This window comes from Sphingopyxis sp. GW821-FHT02C12, from assembly GCF_059421785.1.
This window is the reverse complement of record NZ_JBWKVQ010000001.1, coordinates 2,970,345-2,985,447: the sequence shown is the minus strand read 5'-3', so window position 1 is coordinate 2,985,447 and position 15,103 is coordinate 2,970,345. Positions and strand designations below refer to the sequence as shown.

Here is a 15,103-nt window from a genome sequence, read left to right as displayed (position 1 = left end):
AGATTGCCGCAGGTTAGGCCGCTGTGCGGGTCATCACAGCCGTGAAATCCTGGCGCCCGCGTGGCGCTCGATACGCCCCGCGAGTTCGAGTTCGAGCAGGATCAGTTGCACCGTCGCGGCTGCGCAGCCCGACTGGCGGACGAGCTCGTCGACCGCGACGGGGGTCGGCCCGAGCAGTTCGACGACGATCCGGCGGTCCCCTTCGCCGGCGTCGTGCACGGCGGGCGTCGCGGCGTAGCTGCGCACCGGTTCGCGCACCATGCGCGCATCGATCGGCCCCAGCGCCTCGAGCACATCGTCGACCGTCTGGATCAGCGTCGCGCCTTCGCGGATTAGCAGGTTGCAGCCCTGCGCGCGCGGGTCGAGCGGCGATCCGGGCACCGCCATCACCTCGCGCCCATAGTCGCCGGCGCGGCGCGCGGTGATCAGCGACCCCGACTTGGGCGCCGCCTCGATCACCAGCGTCCCGTGCGCCAGCCCGGCGATGATCCGGTTACGCGACGGGAAATGGCGCGCCAGCGGTTCGGTGCCCGGCGGCTGCTCGGCGATCAGCAACTGGTCGGCGCCGAGCTTTTCCTGCAGCCCGGCATTTTCGGGCGGAAAGGCGATATCGATGCCGCTCGCGATCACCGCCGCGGTGCGTCCGCCGAGCGCGCCGACATGCGCCGCGGTGTCGACCCCGCGCGCCAGCCCGCTGACCACCGTGATGCCCTGCCCCGCCAGCTCGGCCGCCATCTGCCGCGCGAAGCGGCACGCGACCGCCGAGGCGTTGCGTGCACCGACGATCGCAACGCAGGGGTGCCGGAGCATCGCGATATCGCCGCGGACAATCATCACCGGCGGGGCGCCCTCGACCGCGCGCATCAGCGGCGAATAATCCGCCTCGTCACTGAAGACATGACGCGCGCCGAGCGAGGCCACGCGCTCGATCTCACGCTCGGCGATTTCGGAAGGCGCGATACGCGCGCGGCCCGCGCCGCCGCGCAGCACAAGATCGGGCAGCGCGGCGAGCGCCGCCTCGCCCGACCCGAAACGCATCATCAACTGGTGCCAGCTGACCGGACCGACATGCGGCGTACGGATCAACCGCAGCCGCGCCAGCCGTTCGGCGTCATTCACTCGGTGGGTTCTTTCTTCGCCCCAACGCGCGGTTCGGTGCCGGCGCGCAGCCGCGCGATATTCTCACGGTGGCGCCAGAGGACGATGACCGCGAGTCCCGCGAGCCCGATCGCATAGACCGGGAAGCCCAGCGCGAGCGCCGCGACGGGCGCCGCGATCGCACCCAACATCCCGCCGAGCGACGAGATACGCAGGATCAGTACCGCGCCCAGCCACACGGCCGCGAAGATCAGCCCGATCGGCCAGGCAAGCGCCAGCGACAGGCCGAGCAAGGTCGCGACCCCCTTGCCGCCGCGAAACTTCAGCCAGACGGGGTAGCAATGGCCGATCATCGCCGCCGCGCCCGCGATCATCGCGCCCTGGTCGCCAAGCTCGGGCACGAAATGCCGCACCAGCAACACCGCCACCGCGCCTTTCGCGCCGTCGAGGACCAATGTCGCCGCCGCAAGCCCCTTGCGCCCGGTGCGCAGCACATTGGTCGCGCCGATATTGCCCGATCCGATCTGACGCAAATCACCCGCACCGAAGGCTCGCGTCAGGAGGACACCAAACGGGATCGATCCGAGCAGATAGCTCGCGGCGATCAGCAAATATGTCATCATGGCAACCCCTGCTCCCTTTGCGCCTTTGTGGCGATATTGCGCGTAGCAATCAACGCATTCGCGCATGGTGACCGCCAAATCGGACAAACTCGTGGCGGCCATTGAGCGGCCCCGTCACCGCTGCTAGGGCGCGTGGATGCCCGCCCCCCGCGCTGACGCCCCGATCCTCTTCTTCGACTCCGGCCTCGGCGGCCTCACCGTGCTCGGCCCGACGCGCGCGCTGCTGCCGACCGCGCCGATCGTCTATGCTGCCGATTATGCCGGCCTGCCCTATGGCCAGAAGAGCGAGGCCGAACTCGCGGCGCGCGTTCCCGCGCTGCTCGGCCGCCTCGTCGAACGCTACCAGCCACGCCTCGCGGTAATCGCGTGCAACACCGCCTCGACGATCGCGCTGACGCATGTCCGCGCCGCGCTCGACCTGCCGATCGTAGGGACCGTGCCCGCGATCAAGCCCGCCGCCGAGATGACGAAGACCGGCGTCATCGGGGTGCTCGGCACCGAAGCGACGGTGCGCCAGCCCTATGTCGACGATCTCAGCGCGCGCTTTGCCGCCGGCAAGACGGTGCTGCGCCACGGCAGCCCCGGCCTCGTCACCGCCGCCGAAGCGAAGCTGCGCGGCGACCCCGTGGATATGGACGTCATTGCGCGCGCCATCGCCGGCCTGACAATCCAGCCCGGCGGCGACAAGCTCGACGTCATCGTCCTCGCCTGCACCCACTTCCCGCTGCTCGCCGACGAATTGCAGGCCGAGGCGGGATCGCACGTCCGCTTGATCGACGGGGCGCAGGGCATTGCCCGCCGCATCGCCCACCTGACCGACGGCCAGCCCTGGCCCGCGGCGGTCGCCCCCGGCCTCGCGGTCTTCACGCGTAGCGACGAGCGCCCGCCGCCGCCGCTGGCCGCGCTGGCGCCCTACGGCCTCGATCGCATCGAACTGATCTAGCGGCTCGATCACACTGATTTGGCGCAGAAGTTGCGAATCGTTCGCACTGGATTTCGGGTTGTTTCGGCGTTATTGGCCGCCGTGTTAATAGCCGCCCGGAGGGAGCGGCCCAATGGCTTGGACTGGCACCTGACTGCGGGGCTGATACGTGAACTATAACGATATTTTCGCACGCGCCATCGACCGGCTGCATGAAGAAGGGCGCTATCGCGTCTTCATCGACATCCTCCGGAATCGCGGGTCCTTTCCCAACGCACGCTGCTTCGCCGGTCACAACGGCCCGAAGCCGATCACCGTATGGTGTTCGAACGACTATCTCGCCATGGGCCAGCATCCCAAGGTTGTCGCCGCGATGGAAGAAGCGCTGCATGACGTCGGCGCCGGTTCGGGCGGCACCCGCAACATCGGCGGCAACACCCATTATCATATCGACCTCGAAGCCGAACTCGCCGACCTGCACGGCAAGGACGGCGCGCTGCTGTTCACTTCGGGCTATATCTCGAACGAGGCGACGCTTGGCACGCTCGGCAAGCTGCTGCCCAACTGCATCATCTATTCGGACGAACTCAACCACGCCTCGATGATCGCGGGCATCCGCAACTCGGGCTGCGAAAAGCGCGTTTGGCGTCACAACGACCTCGCACATCTCGAAGAGTTGATGGCCGCCGACGATCCCGAAGCCGCCAAGCTGATCGCCTTCGAAAGCGTCTATTCGATGGACGGCGACGTCGCCCCGATTCACGCGATCTGCGACCTTGCCGACAAATATAATGCGCTGACCTATTGCGACGAAGTCCATGCCGTCGGCATGTACGGCCCGCGCGGCGGCGGCATCAGCGATCGCGACGAAGCCGCCGATCGCATCACGATCATCGAGGGAACCCTCGGCAAGGCGTTCGGCGTGATGGGCGGCTATATCGCCGCCGACAAGAATATCATCGACGTGATCCGCAGCTATGCGCCGGGTTTCATCTTCACGACCAGCCTGTCGCCGGTGCTCGTCGCCGGCGTGCTCGCGAGCGTGCGCCACCTCAAAGCGTCGAGCGTCGAGCGCGACGCGCAGCAGGAAGCCGCCGCTTATCTCAAGCAGAGCTTCCGCGACGCCGGCCTGCCGGTGATGGATTCGACCACGCACATCGTCCCGCTGATGGTCGGCGATCCGGTGCGCGCCAAGAAGATCAGCGACATATTGCTCGCCGAATATGGCGTCTATGTGCAGCCGATCAATTTCCCGACCGTGCCGCGCGGCACCGAACGGCTGCGCTTCACCCCCGGCCCGGCGCATGACGAGGCGATGATGCGCGACCTGACCCAGGCGCTCACCGAAATCTGGGACCGTCTGGAACTGCGCAAGGCCGCGTGAGCGCCGCACCGGGTTTTGACGAGGTTGTCCGGGGACGCCGCAGCATTCGCGGCTTCCTCGACAAGCCCGTTCCCAAGGCGCTGGTCGCCGAGGTGATCGAAGTCGCGATGCGCGCGCCCTCGTCGTTCAACAACCAGTGCTGGAATTTCTCGGTCGTCACCGGCGATCCGCTTGACGCGATCCGCCGGGGTAACACCGACGGCATTCTCGCCGGCAAGCCCGACAGCCGCGAATTCCGCCGCTTCGACGGCATCGCCGACGACCATCGCGCACGCCAGATCGAGATCGCCAAGCAGCTCTTCGGTGCGATGGGCATCGCGCGCGACGACAAGGACGCGCGCCAGGACTGGGTGCTCCGCGGCTTCCGCCAGTTCGACGCGCCGGTCAGCATCGTCGTCACCTATGACCGCATATTGCTCGGCAGCGACATCGCGCCGTTCGATTGTGGTGCAGTGACCAACGCGCTGGTCAACGCCGCCTGGTCGCGCGGGCTCGGCTGCGTGATCAACAGCCAGGGCATCATGCAAAGTCCGGTGGTGCGCGAACATGCCGCGATCCCCGACGACCAGGTGATCATGATCTGCGTCGCGATGGGCTGGCCCGAAGAAGAGTTTCCCGCCAACGCCGTGGTGTCGAACCGCAAGAGCGTCGAGGAAGCGGTGCGTTTCGTCGGGTTCGACGACTGACGCTCAGCACACCGGGCGCATCATGCCCCAGAAATGCGGGCCGCCGCCCGGTACATCCCATTCGACCTGCGTGACGAACCCCAGCCGTTCGTAGAGCGGCACATTTTCCTGCGTCGCGGTTTCCAGCCAGCACGGCAGTCCCTCGGTGTCGGCGACCGCGGTCTGCTCGCGGATGATCCGGCCGCCATGGCCCTTGCCCTGATGCGCGGTCCGCACGCCGACATAATGAAGATACCAGAAGCGCGCCTTTGGGCGGTGCGCGTCGATGCCGGCCTGCACCTTCAGTCCGCGCGGCAGGGCGGTACCGAACATCGCGACCAGCGGGATGACGGTGCGCAGGAACTCCAGTGTCCCGCTATGCGCCTGCCCCGGCGCGCGCCAGAGCGCCGCCGCCGCGTCGCCTTCGGATCGCAGCGCGACCCCCGCGCGCATGTCGGCGGGTACCAGCACGCGAAACAGGCCGCGCAGCGCCCGCGCACGATGATCGGGGTCGGGCAATATCCACGACAGCGCCGGGTCGGTCTGGAATGCCTGTGCCAATGTCTCGATCAGCGCGGGCGCATCGCCCTGCCCCGCCGGCAATATCGTCTCGTCCATAGCCCCTCCCGCAACGAAAGGAGCAGGTCGCGCGCGCTTTGGCAATATCAGCGTCGGCCCTGCTCGAACCGCAGCGACCAGGCATAACCGCGATAGAGGCGCGTCACGACCAGCCGGCCGCCCGTGTCGGCCGACAATTCACGCATCGCGTCGATCATCAAAGCACGCGGCGCGACATGGAAACGCGCCAGCCAGCCGAACAGCGCAGCGCGGAACCAGCCGGGCAGTTGCTCCTGCTGGCCGAAGTCGACGATATGCAGCACCCCGTTCGGCGACAGATGGCGCACCGCCTCGCCGATCGCGCCCTGCCAGTCGGGGATCATCGACAGCGTATAGCTCTGAAAGACCCGGTCGAAGTGCGGGACGCCGAACAGCGCCTTGGGGTCGAACCCGGTGGCATCGGCCTGGGCGACGGTCACCCGCCGCTCCAGCCCCGCCCGGGCGATCGCGGCGCGCGCGCTTTTCAACATCTCGGCCGAAATGTCGATGCCGTGAATATGCGCGCCGGGCCAGCAGCGCGCCGCCGCGATCAGGTTGCGCCCGGTGCCGCAGCCGACCTCGAGCACATGACCGCCGACCGGCGGCTGCAATTCATCGATCAGCCGATCACGACCGAGCAGATAATATTTGCGGGTCAGGTCATAGATATGGCGCTGGCCGCGATAGACATTGTCCATCAGCGCGGCATGCCCCTGTGCCGCCGCCACGATCAGGCTTTCAGGACATAGAGATGGACGCCGCCATAGATCGCCGAGCGGTCGCGCCGCGTATAATCGCGCGATTCCTCGGCGCGATAGTCCCAACGGTCGAGCAGCGCGTCGGGCAGGCGTCCGGGCAGCAGGCTTGGCTCGGCGGCGGTGCGGAACAGCACCCGCGCGCCCGGTCGCGCGGTGCGCAGGACCTCGCTCCACAACGCAAGCAGTTGCGGGTCGCTCATCCAGTCCTGCGCGTCGAGGAAGATATAGCGGTCGAAACTCGCGTCATCCGCCGCCGCCAGCATGTCGGTCATGTTGGCGTGGAGCATCGTCACCCGTTCGGCGCGCGCCTTGACCGCGGCATAATTGTCCGCCTGCAGATAGGGCGGCAGCGGCGCCTGCGCGTCACGGCCATAACCGCGCCCGAACGCCTGCCAGGCGAAATAATTGTCCTTGAGGTCGAAATCGCAGCTCAGTTTCTCGAGCCGCGCGCGCAGCACATCGGCCATCGGCTTGCCACCCGCCAGCGCGTCATATTGCGCAGGCGGAATGCCGAGGCCGAACAGCGACGAGCGCTGGTCGGTGACCCAGCGCACGAACTTCCTGTCGAAGAAGGGCGCGAATTTCGTTTCGAAGATGTGGCGCTGTTCGTCGATGTCGCGCGCCTCGAGCAGCGCGCGCGGATCGGCCTTCATCAGCCGCGCGAGCAAATGCGCGACGCCGATGAAATTGCCGAGCAGCCCACGCTTGTAGAGTCCGGTCGCAAAGCCGTTGATGCGGCGGCGTCCGACAAGGTCGCGGCCTTCCCAGTAACGGCGGCTGACCTCGTCGAGATGCGGCCGCACATACGCCTTGTACGCCTCGACATTGTCGCGGCTGTCGGCGTCGGCGAAGAAACGGCGGAAGCTCGCATAATCGGGCAGCCTGGCCGCCGCGATGCGCTTGAGATGGCCCAGCGCCACATGCGCGGTGTTGAGATCGACCGCGACGATCTCGGCGGGATCAGCGGTCAGATAGGAGAAGACATTGCACCCGCCGCTCGCGATCGTCGCGATGCGGTTGCCGGGCCGGATCGCCAGTGCCTCCATGTCGACCACCGGGTCCTCCCAGATCTGGGCGTAGACGAGCCCGCGAAAGGCGAACGCGAAGGCGCGGTCGAGCAGGCGTTGCTTCTGCTCGGCGTCCTCGCGAACGACGGCGGCGGCGATCTTGCGATTGGGCTGGCTGGCCATGGCAGGTCTCCCGGAGAAAGGTGGATCCGGCCCCGCCCATGGCAGCGATTCTTGCGATTCCCGCGTCGGTTCGATGACAAATCGGGGACGGCGGAAAAAACTCGCATCGTCATCCCGGCGAATCCATGGCGTCGCGCTGCTGACCGTAAACCCTTCACGTTTGCGGTCAGAAAGCTTTTGGGCGTGAATTGCCAATTGTCGCCCGGAAGCCGCGCCCCGCTGCTAGATCGGCCGAATGTCGCCCCGGATGCGATCGAACCGTGCGGCGACGTGCCGCGCGTAGGGCAGGCCGTGGTCGCGAATCACGAGCGCATCGCCATCCCACTCGACAATCCCTCGTCGTTCGAAATCCGTCAGGGCGCTTCGAGCCGGCGCGAGCTCATCGAAACTCAAATGCGCGCGCCCGTTGCACAACAGGTCGCGAATATGCCGCGCCCGCCGCTGCTCTCCCGCCTCGACCCGGACGCCTCTCACCGCGGTGAGTCGCCCCCCGCCGACAAGATCGCGATAGGAGCCGGACCGCTTCTCGTTCTGGACGATCAGATCGGGAAACTTGCTGATCGCGCTGGCGCCGAAACCAAGCAAAATGGGGGCGGCGTCCTCGGTAAAGCCCTGAAAATTGCGATTCACCCGGCCTTCGCGAGCTGCGAGGGCGAGCGAATCGTCGGGCCGGGCGAAATGATCGAAACCGACCGGGACATAGCCAGCCGCGGTCAGCCGTCGATAGCCAAGCTCCGCCTGCTCGAAGCGAAGGCGCTGGTCGGGCAGCCGGCTCGCGTCGATCCGCCGCTGGCGCGCGATCATCTGCGGAAGATGGGCGTAACCGAAAAAGGCGATGCGGCTCGGCGCCAGCGCCAGCGCCTCCTCGATCGTCGATTCGACATCGGCCAGTTCCTGTCCGGGCAGGCCGTACATCAGATCGAAATTGATCGCGCTGATATCACGCAAGCGCAGCGCGGCGACGACGCGCTCGATGTGCGAAAGCGGCTGGATGCGCCCGATCGCCTGCTGGACGTGCGGCGCGAAGGTCTGGATGCCGAGGCTGACCCGCGTAACATGCGCCGCCGCGAGCACCAGCGCCCATTCGGGTGAGAAGCCGCGCGGATCCAGCTCGATAGAGACGTCGGGCCGGTGCGCATCGAAAACGGTGAGCAGCAGGTCGAGCAAGCGCACCAGTTCGACCGGCGCGATCGCATTGGGGCTGCCGCCGCCGAAAGCGATGCGGCTCACGCGCCCGCGTCCGCCCAGCCGCTTCGCGACGAGCGCGATCTCCGACCTGAGCGCCGTCAGATAATCGTCGAGCCGCTGCTTACGACCCGCCGCGCCGGTGTTGCAGCCGCAATACCAGCAGATGCTCTCGCAAAAGGGGATATGGACATAGAGCGAGACCGGCGTCGCCGGTTCGACTGCATCGAGGGCGCGCGCATAATCGTTCGCGCCAACATCTTCGGCGAATTCCATCGCCGTCGGATAGCTGGTGTAGCGCGGAACCGGCTTTGCGAGCAGATCGGGATGATAGGACCACATGCACGCACCCTATGCCCGAACCGGCACCACGACATTGATCGGGATCAACGGCGACGGAATCAGCAGCAGCCCAACGACCCCGGCCGCTTGCCGCGACGTTCGCCGATCACGTGGCAGGCCTTGGCACAGTCGCGCCGCTGTTTCGGGTCGGCGGGATCGCCCGGCACGATCATCCGGTGCGCCGCGCCGCCGCATGAGGGAATGGTCAGGACGCGCGCTTCGGCGGCACCGGGCGGCTGCATCAGCACCGCCGCGGCCAACGCCAGAACGAAATACCGCGCGATCATGGGACGTCCTTCTCCTCATCCTCGACGAAGATGCGCAGCGCCGCGCCGTCGAGATCGTCGAACTGCCCGCCGCGCAGCGACCAGAAAAAAGCGGCAAGGCCTATGAGCCCGAGGCCGAGTGCGACCGGGATCAGGACGAGCAGCCCGTTCATCGCGCCGAGCCCTTCAACCGCAGCGCATTGCCGACGACGATCAGCGACGATCCCGACATAGCGATGGCGGCGACCAACGGTGTTACATAGCCGAGAAAAGCGAGCGGAACCGCGATGACATTATAGCCGATCGCGAGCGCGAAATTCTGTCGCACGATCGCCTGCGTCCGCCGCGCCACCCGGATCGCCTGCATTACCGGCATCAGCCGGTCGCCAAGGAAGATGTAATCGGCGGCATTCTTGCCCGCATCGCTCGCCGAGGCCGGCGCGAACGAGGCATGACCGGCGGCCAGCGCCGGGCCATCGTTCAGCCCGTCGCCGATCATCAACACCTTATGTCCCATTGCGGCTTGCCGTGCGATGGCGGCGAGCTTGTCCTGCGGGCTCGTGCTGGTCTGGGCGGTCAGGCCGAGCGCGCGCGCCACCGGCGCGACAGCGACGGCGCGATCGCCCGACAAGATCGTCGGCACGACGTCGGCGCGCCGCAGCGCAGCGATCGTGTCGGGGGCGTCGGGACGAAGTGTGTCGGAGAAGCGGACGATGATCGCCGGCTCGCCGTCGATCGCCAGCTCGGTCGCGAGCGCGCTGTCGGCGAGGGTCTGCGCGGGTCGACCCAGCGTCACCCGGCGCGTCCCCCACCGCGCCTCGATCCCGGCGCCGGGGGTTTCGCGGATCGCCTCGACCGCAAGCGGCGTCACGCCCGCCGCCGTCAGGTCGCGGGTCAGCGCCTCGCTGAGCGGATGACGGCTGGCGCGCGCCAGCGCGAGCAGCAGCGCGCGGGCGGTGGCGTCGGCGGCATCGAGATTGGCCGCGACCGGTCGCCCGAGAGTCAGCGTTCCCGTCTTGTCGATCATCGCCCGATCGACCTCGGCCAGCCGTTCGAGCGCCGATCCGTCCTTCACCAGCACCCCGACCCGCATCAGCGCGCCCGCCGCGACGATCTGCGCCGCAGGCACCGCGAGGCCCAGCGCACAGGGACATGTGATGATCAGCACCGCGACTGCAATCAGCAAGCTGTGGTGCCAGCCGGCCCCGGCGATCATCCAGCCGGCGAAAGCGAGCAAAGCCAGGGTGTGGACCGCAGGCGCATAATAGCGCGCCGCGCGATCGGCGATGCGGACATAACGCGACTTGCCCTGCGCCGCCTCGCCCATCAGACGCGCAATGTCGGCGATCGCGGTGTCGGCGCCCGCCGCAGTCACCAGGACACGGATCGGCGCCTCGATATTCAGCGTTCCGGCGTGAACAGGATCGCCGCTCAGCACCTCCCGCGGCGCGCTTTCACCGGTCAGCAGCGACAGGTCGATCTGGCTGGCACCGCCGACGATCACGCCGTCGGCCGCCAGCCGCTCGCCCGCGGCAACCAGCATGACCATGCCGGGTTCGATCGCTGTGGCGTCGACCCAGCGGCTTGCTTCGTCCGGGTCGACGACCATCGCGCCGGTGCCCATGTTGCGGAGCAGCGCCGTCACCCCGCCCCGCGCGCGGTCGCGCATCACGCTGTCGAGCCAGCGGCCGCAGAGCAAGAAGAACAGCAGCATTACGACGCCGTCGAAATAGGCGTGCGGGCCGTGCGTCGAAGTTTCGTAAAGGCTGAGCACGGTCGCGATCAGCACCCCGATGCTGATCGGCACGTCCATATTGGTCCGGCCGTGGCGAACCGCGCGCCACGCCGAACGGAAGAAGGACCGCCCGGCATAAGCGACCGTCGGCAGCGCGATCGCCGCCGACAGCCAGTGGAACAGGTCACGCGTCGCGCCGCTTGCGCCTGACCAGACCGACACCGACAGCAGCATGATGTTCATCATCGCGAAGCCCGACACCGCGACCGCGCGCAGCAGCGCGCGGCTGTCGGAGGCGCCGCGATCGACCTCCGGCGGACCGTCGCTGATCGGATGCGCCTCGAACCCGAGCCGCGAGAAGGCGCCGATCAACTCGGGCGTTTCGGCGTCGGGGGTGCAGGACAGATGCACGCGCTTTTCGGTGAAATTGACCCGCGCGGCGGCGATCCGCCGGTCGCGCACCAACCCCTGCTCCAGCTTGGCGATGCAGCCCGCGCAGCGGATGTCGGGCACCGCGAAATCGCGTTCGATCAACGAGGTCGCCGCCGCGGTCATTGAAGATCGATCCGATAGCGCGCCTCGTCGGCGCCGTGATGCACCGACAGGTCGATCTGCCAGCGCCCGGCGGGCAAAGCCTCGACCGAACGCAAAGCGCCGCCTGCAGCTGGTACGAAGCGCATCGCGCGCGCAGGTGCTTGACCGAGCGGATGACGGAGCGTCGCAACGATACGCAGACCGTCCAGCGGAGCGCCGTCCTTGCGGACGATCAGCCGGACATGCCGGTCGGAGTCGACAGTGACGCTCTTGTCCCAGCCGAGCCGCTCTTGCGCCGCGGCACGCGCGAGCCATTCATTGTAATGTTGGCTCGCAACATAGCTGTTGTCGACCACGGTGCCGCCAAAGGTCGACAGCGCAAAGCTCGCCATCACGATATTGACGCTGATGACGACGCCGAAGAAGGCGATCAGGATGATCGCCGCATGGCGCCCGGTGAAGGGCTTTCGATCGCGCTTTTCGGTCATGGTTCGGTCCCCGGCCGGTCGAACTGGATGGTCTCGCTGTCGCCGCGCGGATCGTCGTCGAGCGCGCGCACCGCGATCGTGAATTCCTGCCGCGCCGGGCCCGCGCCGGGAGCGACGATAAACAGCCGCGCGCTCGTCACGCGGTCAGGCGCGAGCGACATGCGCAGGCTCTGCCGCGCCGTCTCACGCGCGCCGCCTTCGATCCACAACCGCGCGCCGGGCAGGCCGCTCAGCGTGACCTCGATCGTGCGCGGGCGGAGTTCCATGTTGCGCAGCTTGAGCGTGTAATTGTTGCGGATCGCGCCGTCGGAAAGCTGAACATAGAGCGGGCTGCGCTCGTGCTGGACGGCAAGATCGAGACGGGTGCGCTGGCCGAGGGTGAAGAGCATCGCGAGGCCAATCGCGCCCCACAGGCCGAAATACAGTAATGTGCGCGGGCGGAAGAGCGTCTTGCGGATCGGCGGCGCGACCCCGCCCGCCTTTTCGGTCGCGGCGTCGTCGAGCGTGCAATAGTCGATCAGGCCGCGCGGTCGGCCGACCTGCGCCATCACGCTGTCGCAGGCGTCGATGCACAGCGCGCAGGTGATGCAGCCGATCTGCGGCCCCTCGCGAATGTCGATGCCGGTCGGGCAGACCGCGACGCACTGGTTGCAATCGACACAGTCGCCAAAGGCGCCGGGGTCCTTCTCGGCCTTCTTGACGCTGGCGCGCGGCTCGCCGCGCCAGTCCTTATAGGTCACCAGCAGCGATTTTTCGTCCATCATCGCGGTCTGGATGCGCGGCCAGGGGCACATATAAATGCACACCTGTTCGCGCAGGAAGCCGCCGAGGACAAAGGTCGTCGCGGTCAGCACCGCCACCGTGACATAGGCGACCGGCGCGGCTTGCCCGGTCCAGAAATCATGCGTCAGCGTCGGCGCGTCGGCGAAATACATGATCCACGCACCGCCGGTCCAGAATGCGACGGTCAGGTAGACCGCATATTTCAGCGTCCGCTTGACGATCTTCTCGGCCGTCCATGGAGCGTTTGCGAGGCGGATCTGCGCGTTGCGGTCGCCGTCGATCAGCCGGTCGACATGCTGGAACAGGTCGGTCCACACCGTCTGTGGACAGGCATAACCGCACCACGCGCGCCCGACCGCACTGGTGACGAGGAACAGCCCGATCCCCGCCATGATGAGCAGGCCCGCGACATAATAGAATTCATGCGGCCAGATCTCGATCTGGAACATGTAGAAGCGCCGGTTCGCCAGATCGACGAGCACAGCCTGGTCGGGCGCATGGGGGCCGCGATCCCAGCGGATCCATGGCGTTCCGTAATAGATCGCCAGCGTGACCGCCATGATCCCCCATTTGAAACGCCGGAAAGGGCCGTCCACCTTCTTGGGGTAGACGCCCTTGCGCGCCGCATAGAGCGATCCATGCTCGCCGGTCAGGTCGTCAGGGCTGGCCATCAGCTCCCAGTCCTTCCGCCGCGGCGGCGGCCAAGGCCGGCGCCGGCGCCTTTTCGCCGCCGCCGAGCGAATAGACATAAGCGGCGAGCATCTTGATCGTCCCCGGGTCGAGCCGGCTGTTCCAGCGCGGCATCACGCCGTTGCGCGGCTGAGTCACCGTCGCAGTGATGCTGGCGCGGTCGCCGCCATAGAGCCAAATCGCATCGTTCAGCTTCGGCGCGCCGACCTCGCGCCCGCCGTTGCCGGTCGGGCCATGGCATACCGCGCAATTCGCCTCGAACAGCACCGCGCCGCGCGCTGACGATGCGCTCCGCTTTTCCTGATGGCTGATCGTGCGGACAAAGCTCACCACGTCGGCGATCTGCGTTGGCTCGAGGATGCCGTCGCGTCCGAAGGCGGGCATCTGGCTGGTCCGCGTCGCCTTGTGATCGGGATTCCTGATGCCATTGGTGATCGTATATTCGATCGTCGCAAGATCGCCGCCCCACAGCCAGTCGTCGTCGGTCAGGCTGGGATAGAGCTTCTTCACCCCCGCGCCGCCCGCGCCGTGGCATTGGACGCAATGGACACGAAAGGCGGCCGCCCCGCCCTGCACCGCCGCCTGCATCAGCTCGGGTTTTGCGGGCAGGTCGGCGATCGAGGTCGCGGCGATCGCGTTCATCACCGGGGCGCGGCGCGCCGCGTCGGCCTGCATCTCCTGTTGGAGCTGGCCACGACTGCTCCAGCCGAGCACACCCTCGGTCGCGCCATGGATCATCGGCCAGGCGGGATAGAGGATGACATAGACGATGCCCCAGACGATCGTCGCATAGAGCGACCATAGCCACCAGCGCGGCATCGGCGTGTCGAGTTCCTCGATGCCGTCCCATTCGTGACCCGACGTGTGCGTGCCGGTCACTTCGTCGATACGCTTATGATCGGCCATGCTCGTCGTCCTTGAAGATCATATTTGCCGCTTCGTCATGGTGACGGCGGGCGCCCTTGCGAAACGGCCAGGCGATGAAGAGAAGGAACATCGCCACCATGACGATCAGGCCCCAGCTGTCGGCGAAATGCCGCACCTCGTCATAACTCATCGCGCCGCTCCCGAAGCCGCGGCAGGCGCGTGCGCCTGTTCCTGCGGTGCCGCCTTTTCGACATCGACCAACGTGCCGAGCATCTGGAGATAGGCGATCAGCGCGTCCATTTCGGTCACCTGGGCGGGGTCGCCATCGAAATCGCGCACCTGCGCCTTCGGATAGCGTTTGACGAGGTCACCGGCCCCCGCGTCGGGATCGGCCTGCGCGCGGATGTCGTCGTTCGCCTTGGCAATATCCTGCTTCGTATAAGGAACGCCGACGCGGGTGAGCGCGGTCAGGTCGCGCTTCATGTCGCCCGGGGCGAGATCGCGCTCGGCGAGGAAGGCATAACCGGGCATGATCGATTCGGGGACGACGCTGCGCGGGTCGATCAGATGCGCCTTGTGCCATTCGTCCGAATAACGACCGCCGACGCGGGCAAGGTCCGGCCCGGTCCGCTTCGACCCCCACTGGAACGGATGGTCGTACATGCTCTCGGCCGCCAGACTGTAATGGCCATAGCGTTCGACCTCGTCGCGGAACGGGCGGATCATCTGGCTGTGACAGGTGTAACAGCCTTCACGCATATAGATGTTGCGCCCGGCAAGCTCGAGCGGGGTGTAAGGGCGCATCCCGTCGACCTTCTCGATCGTGTTGTCGATCCAGAACAGGGGCGCGATCTCGACGATGCCGCCGATCGCAACGGCGATCAGCGAAAAGAAGCCGAGCAGGCTGACGTTGCGTTCGAGCTTCTTGTGGCTGAAGCGTTTTTCGGCGGGTTGGATCGCCATTTGCCTTGGCTCC

17 protein-coding genes are annotated in these 15,103 nt (G+C 67.0%); 3 read left to right on the top strand and 14 right to left on the bottom strand.

The annotated features are described in order from the left end of the window. Positions 1-33: 33 nt before the first annotated feature. Both dprA and plsY read right to left on the bottom strand, forming a co-directional pair. The gene (gene dprA, locus AC07U1_RS14220; RefSeq protein WP_495176058.1) at positions 34-1,119 is read right to left on the bottom strand and encodes a DNA-processing protein DprA; all 1,086 of its coding nucleotides are present in this window, start codon (positions 1,117-1,119) and stop codon (positions 34-36) included. Beyond that, on the bottom strand, positions 1,116-1,721 hold the full coding sequence (gene plsY / locus AC07U1_RS14215; protein ID WP_495176059.1) for a glycerol-3-phosphate 1-O-acyltransferase PlsY: 606 nt from the start codon (positions 1,719-1,721) through the stop codon (positions 1,116-1,118). The genes dprA and plsY overlap by 4 nt, the downstream gene beginning before the upstream one ends. A 136-nt stretch (positions 1,722-1,857) precedes the next feature. On the opposite strand from plsY, the gene murI reads away from it, so the two are divergent. The 3 genes from murI (at position 1,858) to AC07U1_RS14200 (ending at position 4,713) form a co-directional block, all read left to right on the top strand. Then, a complete protein-coding gene (gene murI, locus AC07U1_RS14210; protein WP_495176060.1) occupies positions 1,858-2,664 on the top strand; it encodes a glutamate racemase in 807 nt (268 codons plus the stop codon). 148 nt (positions 2,665-2,812) lie between these two features. Further along, positions 2,813-4,027: a 5-aminolevulinate synthase gene (hemA, locus tag AC07U1_RS14205; protein ID WP_056347741.1), complete on the top strand. Its 1,215-nt coding sequence runs from the start codon at positions 2,813-2,815 to the stop codon at positions 4,025-4,027. After that, positions 4,024-4,713 carry a nitroreductase gene (locus AC07U1_RS14200; protein WP_495176061.1) on the top strand — a complete coding sequence of 230 codons (690 nt, stop codon included), beginning with the start codon at positions 4,024-4,026 and terminating at the stop codon, positions 4,711-4,713. The genes hemA and AC07U1_RS14200 overlap by 4 nt, the downstream gene beginning before the upstream one ends. 3 nt (positions 4,714-4,716) lie before the next feature. On the opposite strand, the gene AC07U1_RS14195 is transcribed toward AC07U1_RS14200, so the two are convergent. The 12 genes from AC07U1_RS14195 to ccoO form a co-directional block, all read right to left on the bottom strand. After that, complete coding sequence (locus AC07U1_RS14195; RefSeq protein WP_495176062.1) at positions 4,717-5,310, bottom strand: GNAT family N-acetyltransferase; 594 nt, start codon at positions 5,308-5,310, stop codon at positions 4,717-4,719. 47 nt (positions 5,311-5,357) lie between these two features. Further along, the gene (locus AC07U1_RS14190; RefSeq protein WP_495177446.1) at positions 5,358-5,987 is read right to left on the bottom strand and encodes a class I SAM-dependent methyltransferase; all 630 of its coding nucleotides are present in this window, start codon (positions 5,985-5,987) and stop codon (positions 5,358-5,360) included. 32 nt (positions 5,988-6,019) lie between these two features. Continuing rightward, positions 6,020-7,237 (bottom strand): BtaA family protein, encoded by a 1,218-nt coding sequence (locus tag AC07U1_RS14185; protein ID WP_492738501.1) that lies wholly within the window; start codon positions 7,235-7,237, stop codon positions 6,020-6,022. 222 nt (positions 7,238-7,459) lie between these two features. Continuing rightward, positions 7,460-8,764, bottom strand: coding sequence for an oxygen-independent coproporphyrinogen III oxidase (gene hemN / locus AC07U1_RS14180; protein ID WP_495176063.1), 1,305 nt, complete (start codon positions 8,762-8,764; stop codon positions 7,460-7,462). 59 nt (positions 8,765-8,823) lie between these two features. Continuing rightward, entirely contained in the window at positions 8,824-9,051 is a 228-nt protein-coding gene (locus AC07U1_RS14175) for a hypothetical protein (RefSeq protein ID WP_495176064.1), read from the bottom strand. Further along, positions 9,048-9,203 carry a cbb3-type cytochrome oxidase assembly protein CcoS gene (gene ccoS / locus AC07U1_RS14170; RefSeq protein ID WP_056347754.1) on the bottom strand — a complete coding sequence of 52 codons (156 nt, stop codon included), beginning with the start codon at positions 9,201-9,203 and terminating at the stop codon, positions 9,048-9,050. The genes AC07U1_RS14175 and ccoS overlap by 4 nt, the downstream gene beginning before the upstream one ends. After that, the gene (locus AC07U1_RS14165) at positions 9,200-11,320 is read right to left on the bottom strand and encodes a heavy metal translocating P-type ATPase (protein WP_495176065.1); all 2,121 of its coding nucleotides are present in this window, start codon (positions 11,318-11,320) and stop codon (positions 9,200-9,202) included. The genes ccoS and AC07U1_RS14165 overlap by 4 nt, the downstream gene beginning before the upstream one ends. Further along, positions 11,317-11,787, bottom strand: a complete 471-nt coding sequence (locus AC07U1_RS14160; protein ID WP_495176066.1) for a FixH family protein — start codon at positions 11,785-11,787, stop codon at positions 11,317-11,319. Before AC07U1_RS14160 ends, AC07U1_RS14165 begins: the two co-directional genes overlap by 4 nt. Beyond that, positions 11,784-13,241 carry a cytochrome c oxidase accessory protein CcoG gene (gene ccoG / locus AC07U1_RS14155; protein WP_495176067.1) on the bottom strand — a complete coding sequence of 486 codons (1,458 nt, stop codon included), beginning with the start codon at positions 13,239-13,241 and terminating at the stop codon, positions 11,784-11,786. Before ccoG ends, AC07U1_RS14160 begins: the two co-directional genes overlap by 4 nt. Continuing rightward, complete coding sequence (gene ccoP / locus AC07U1_RS14150) at positions 13,228-14,166, bottom strand: cytochrome-c oxidase, cbb3-type subunit III (RefSeq protein ID WP_495176068.1); 939 nt, start codon at positions 14,164-14,166, stop codon at positions 13,228-13,230. Before ccoP ends, ccoG begins: the two co-directional genes overlap by 14 nt. Beyond that, positions 14,153-14,317: a cbb3-type cytochrome c oxidase subunit 3 gene (locus AC07U1_RS14145; RefSeq protein ID WP_056347764.1), complete on the bottom strand. Its 165-nt coding sequence runs from the start codon at positions 14,315-14,317 to the stop codon at positions 14,153-14,155. The genes ccoP and AC07U1_RS14145 overlap by 14 nt, the downstream gene beginning before the upstream one ends. Next, entirely contained in the window at positions 14,314-15,090 is a 777-nt protein-coding gene (gene ccoO, locus AC07U1_RS14140; RefSeq protein ID WP_056347766.1) for a cytochrome-c oxidase, cbb3-type subunit II, read from the bottom strand. Before ccoO ends, AC07U1_RS14145 begins: the two co-directional genes overlap by 4 nt. Positions 15,091-15,103: the final 13 nt, after the last annotated feature.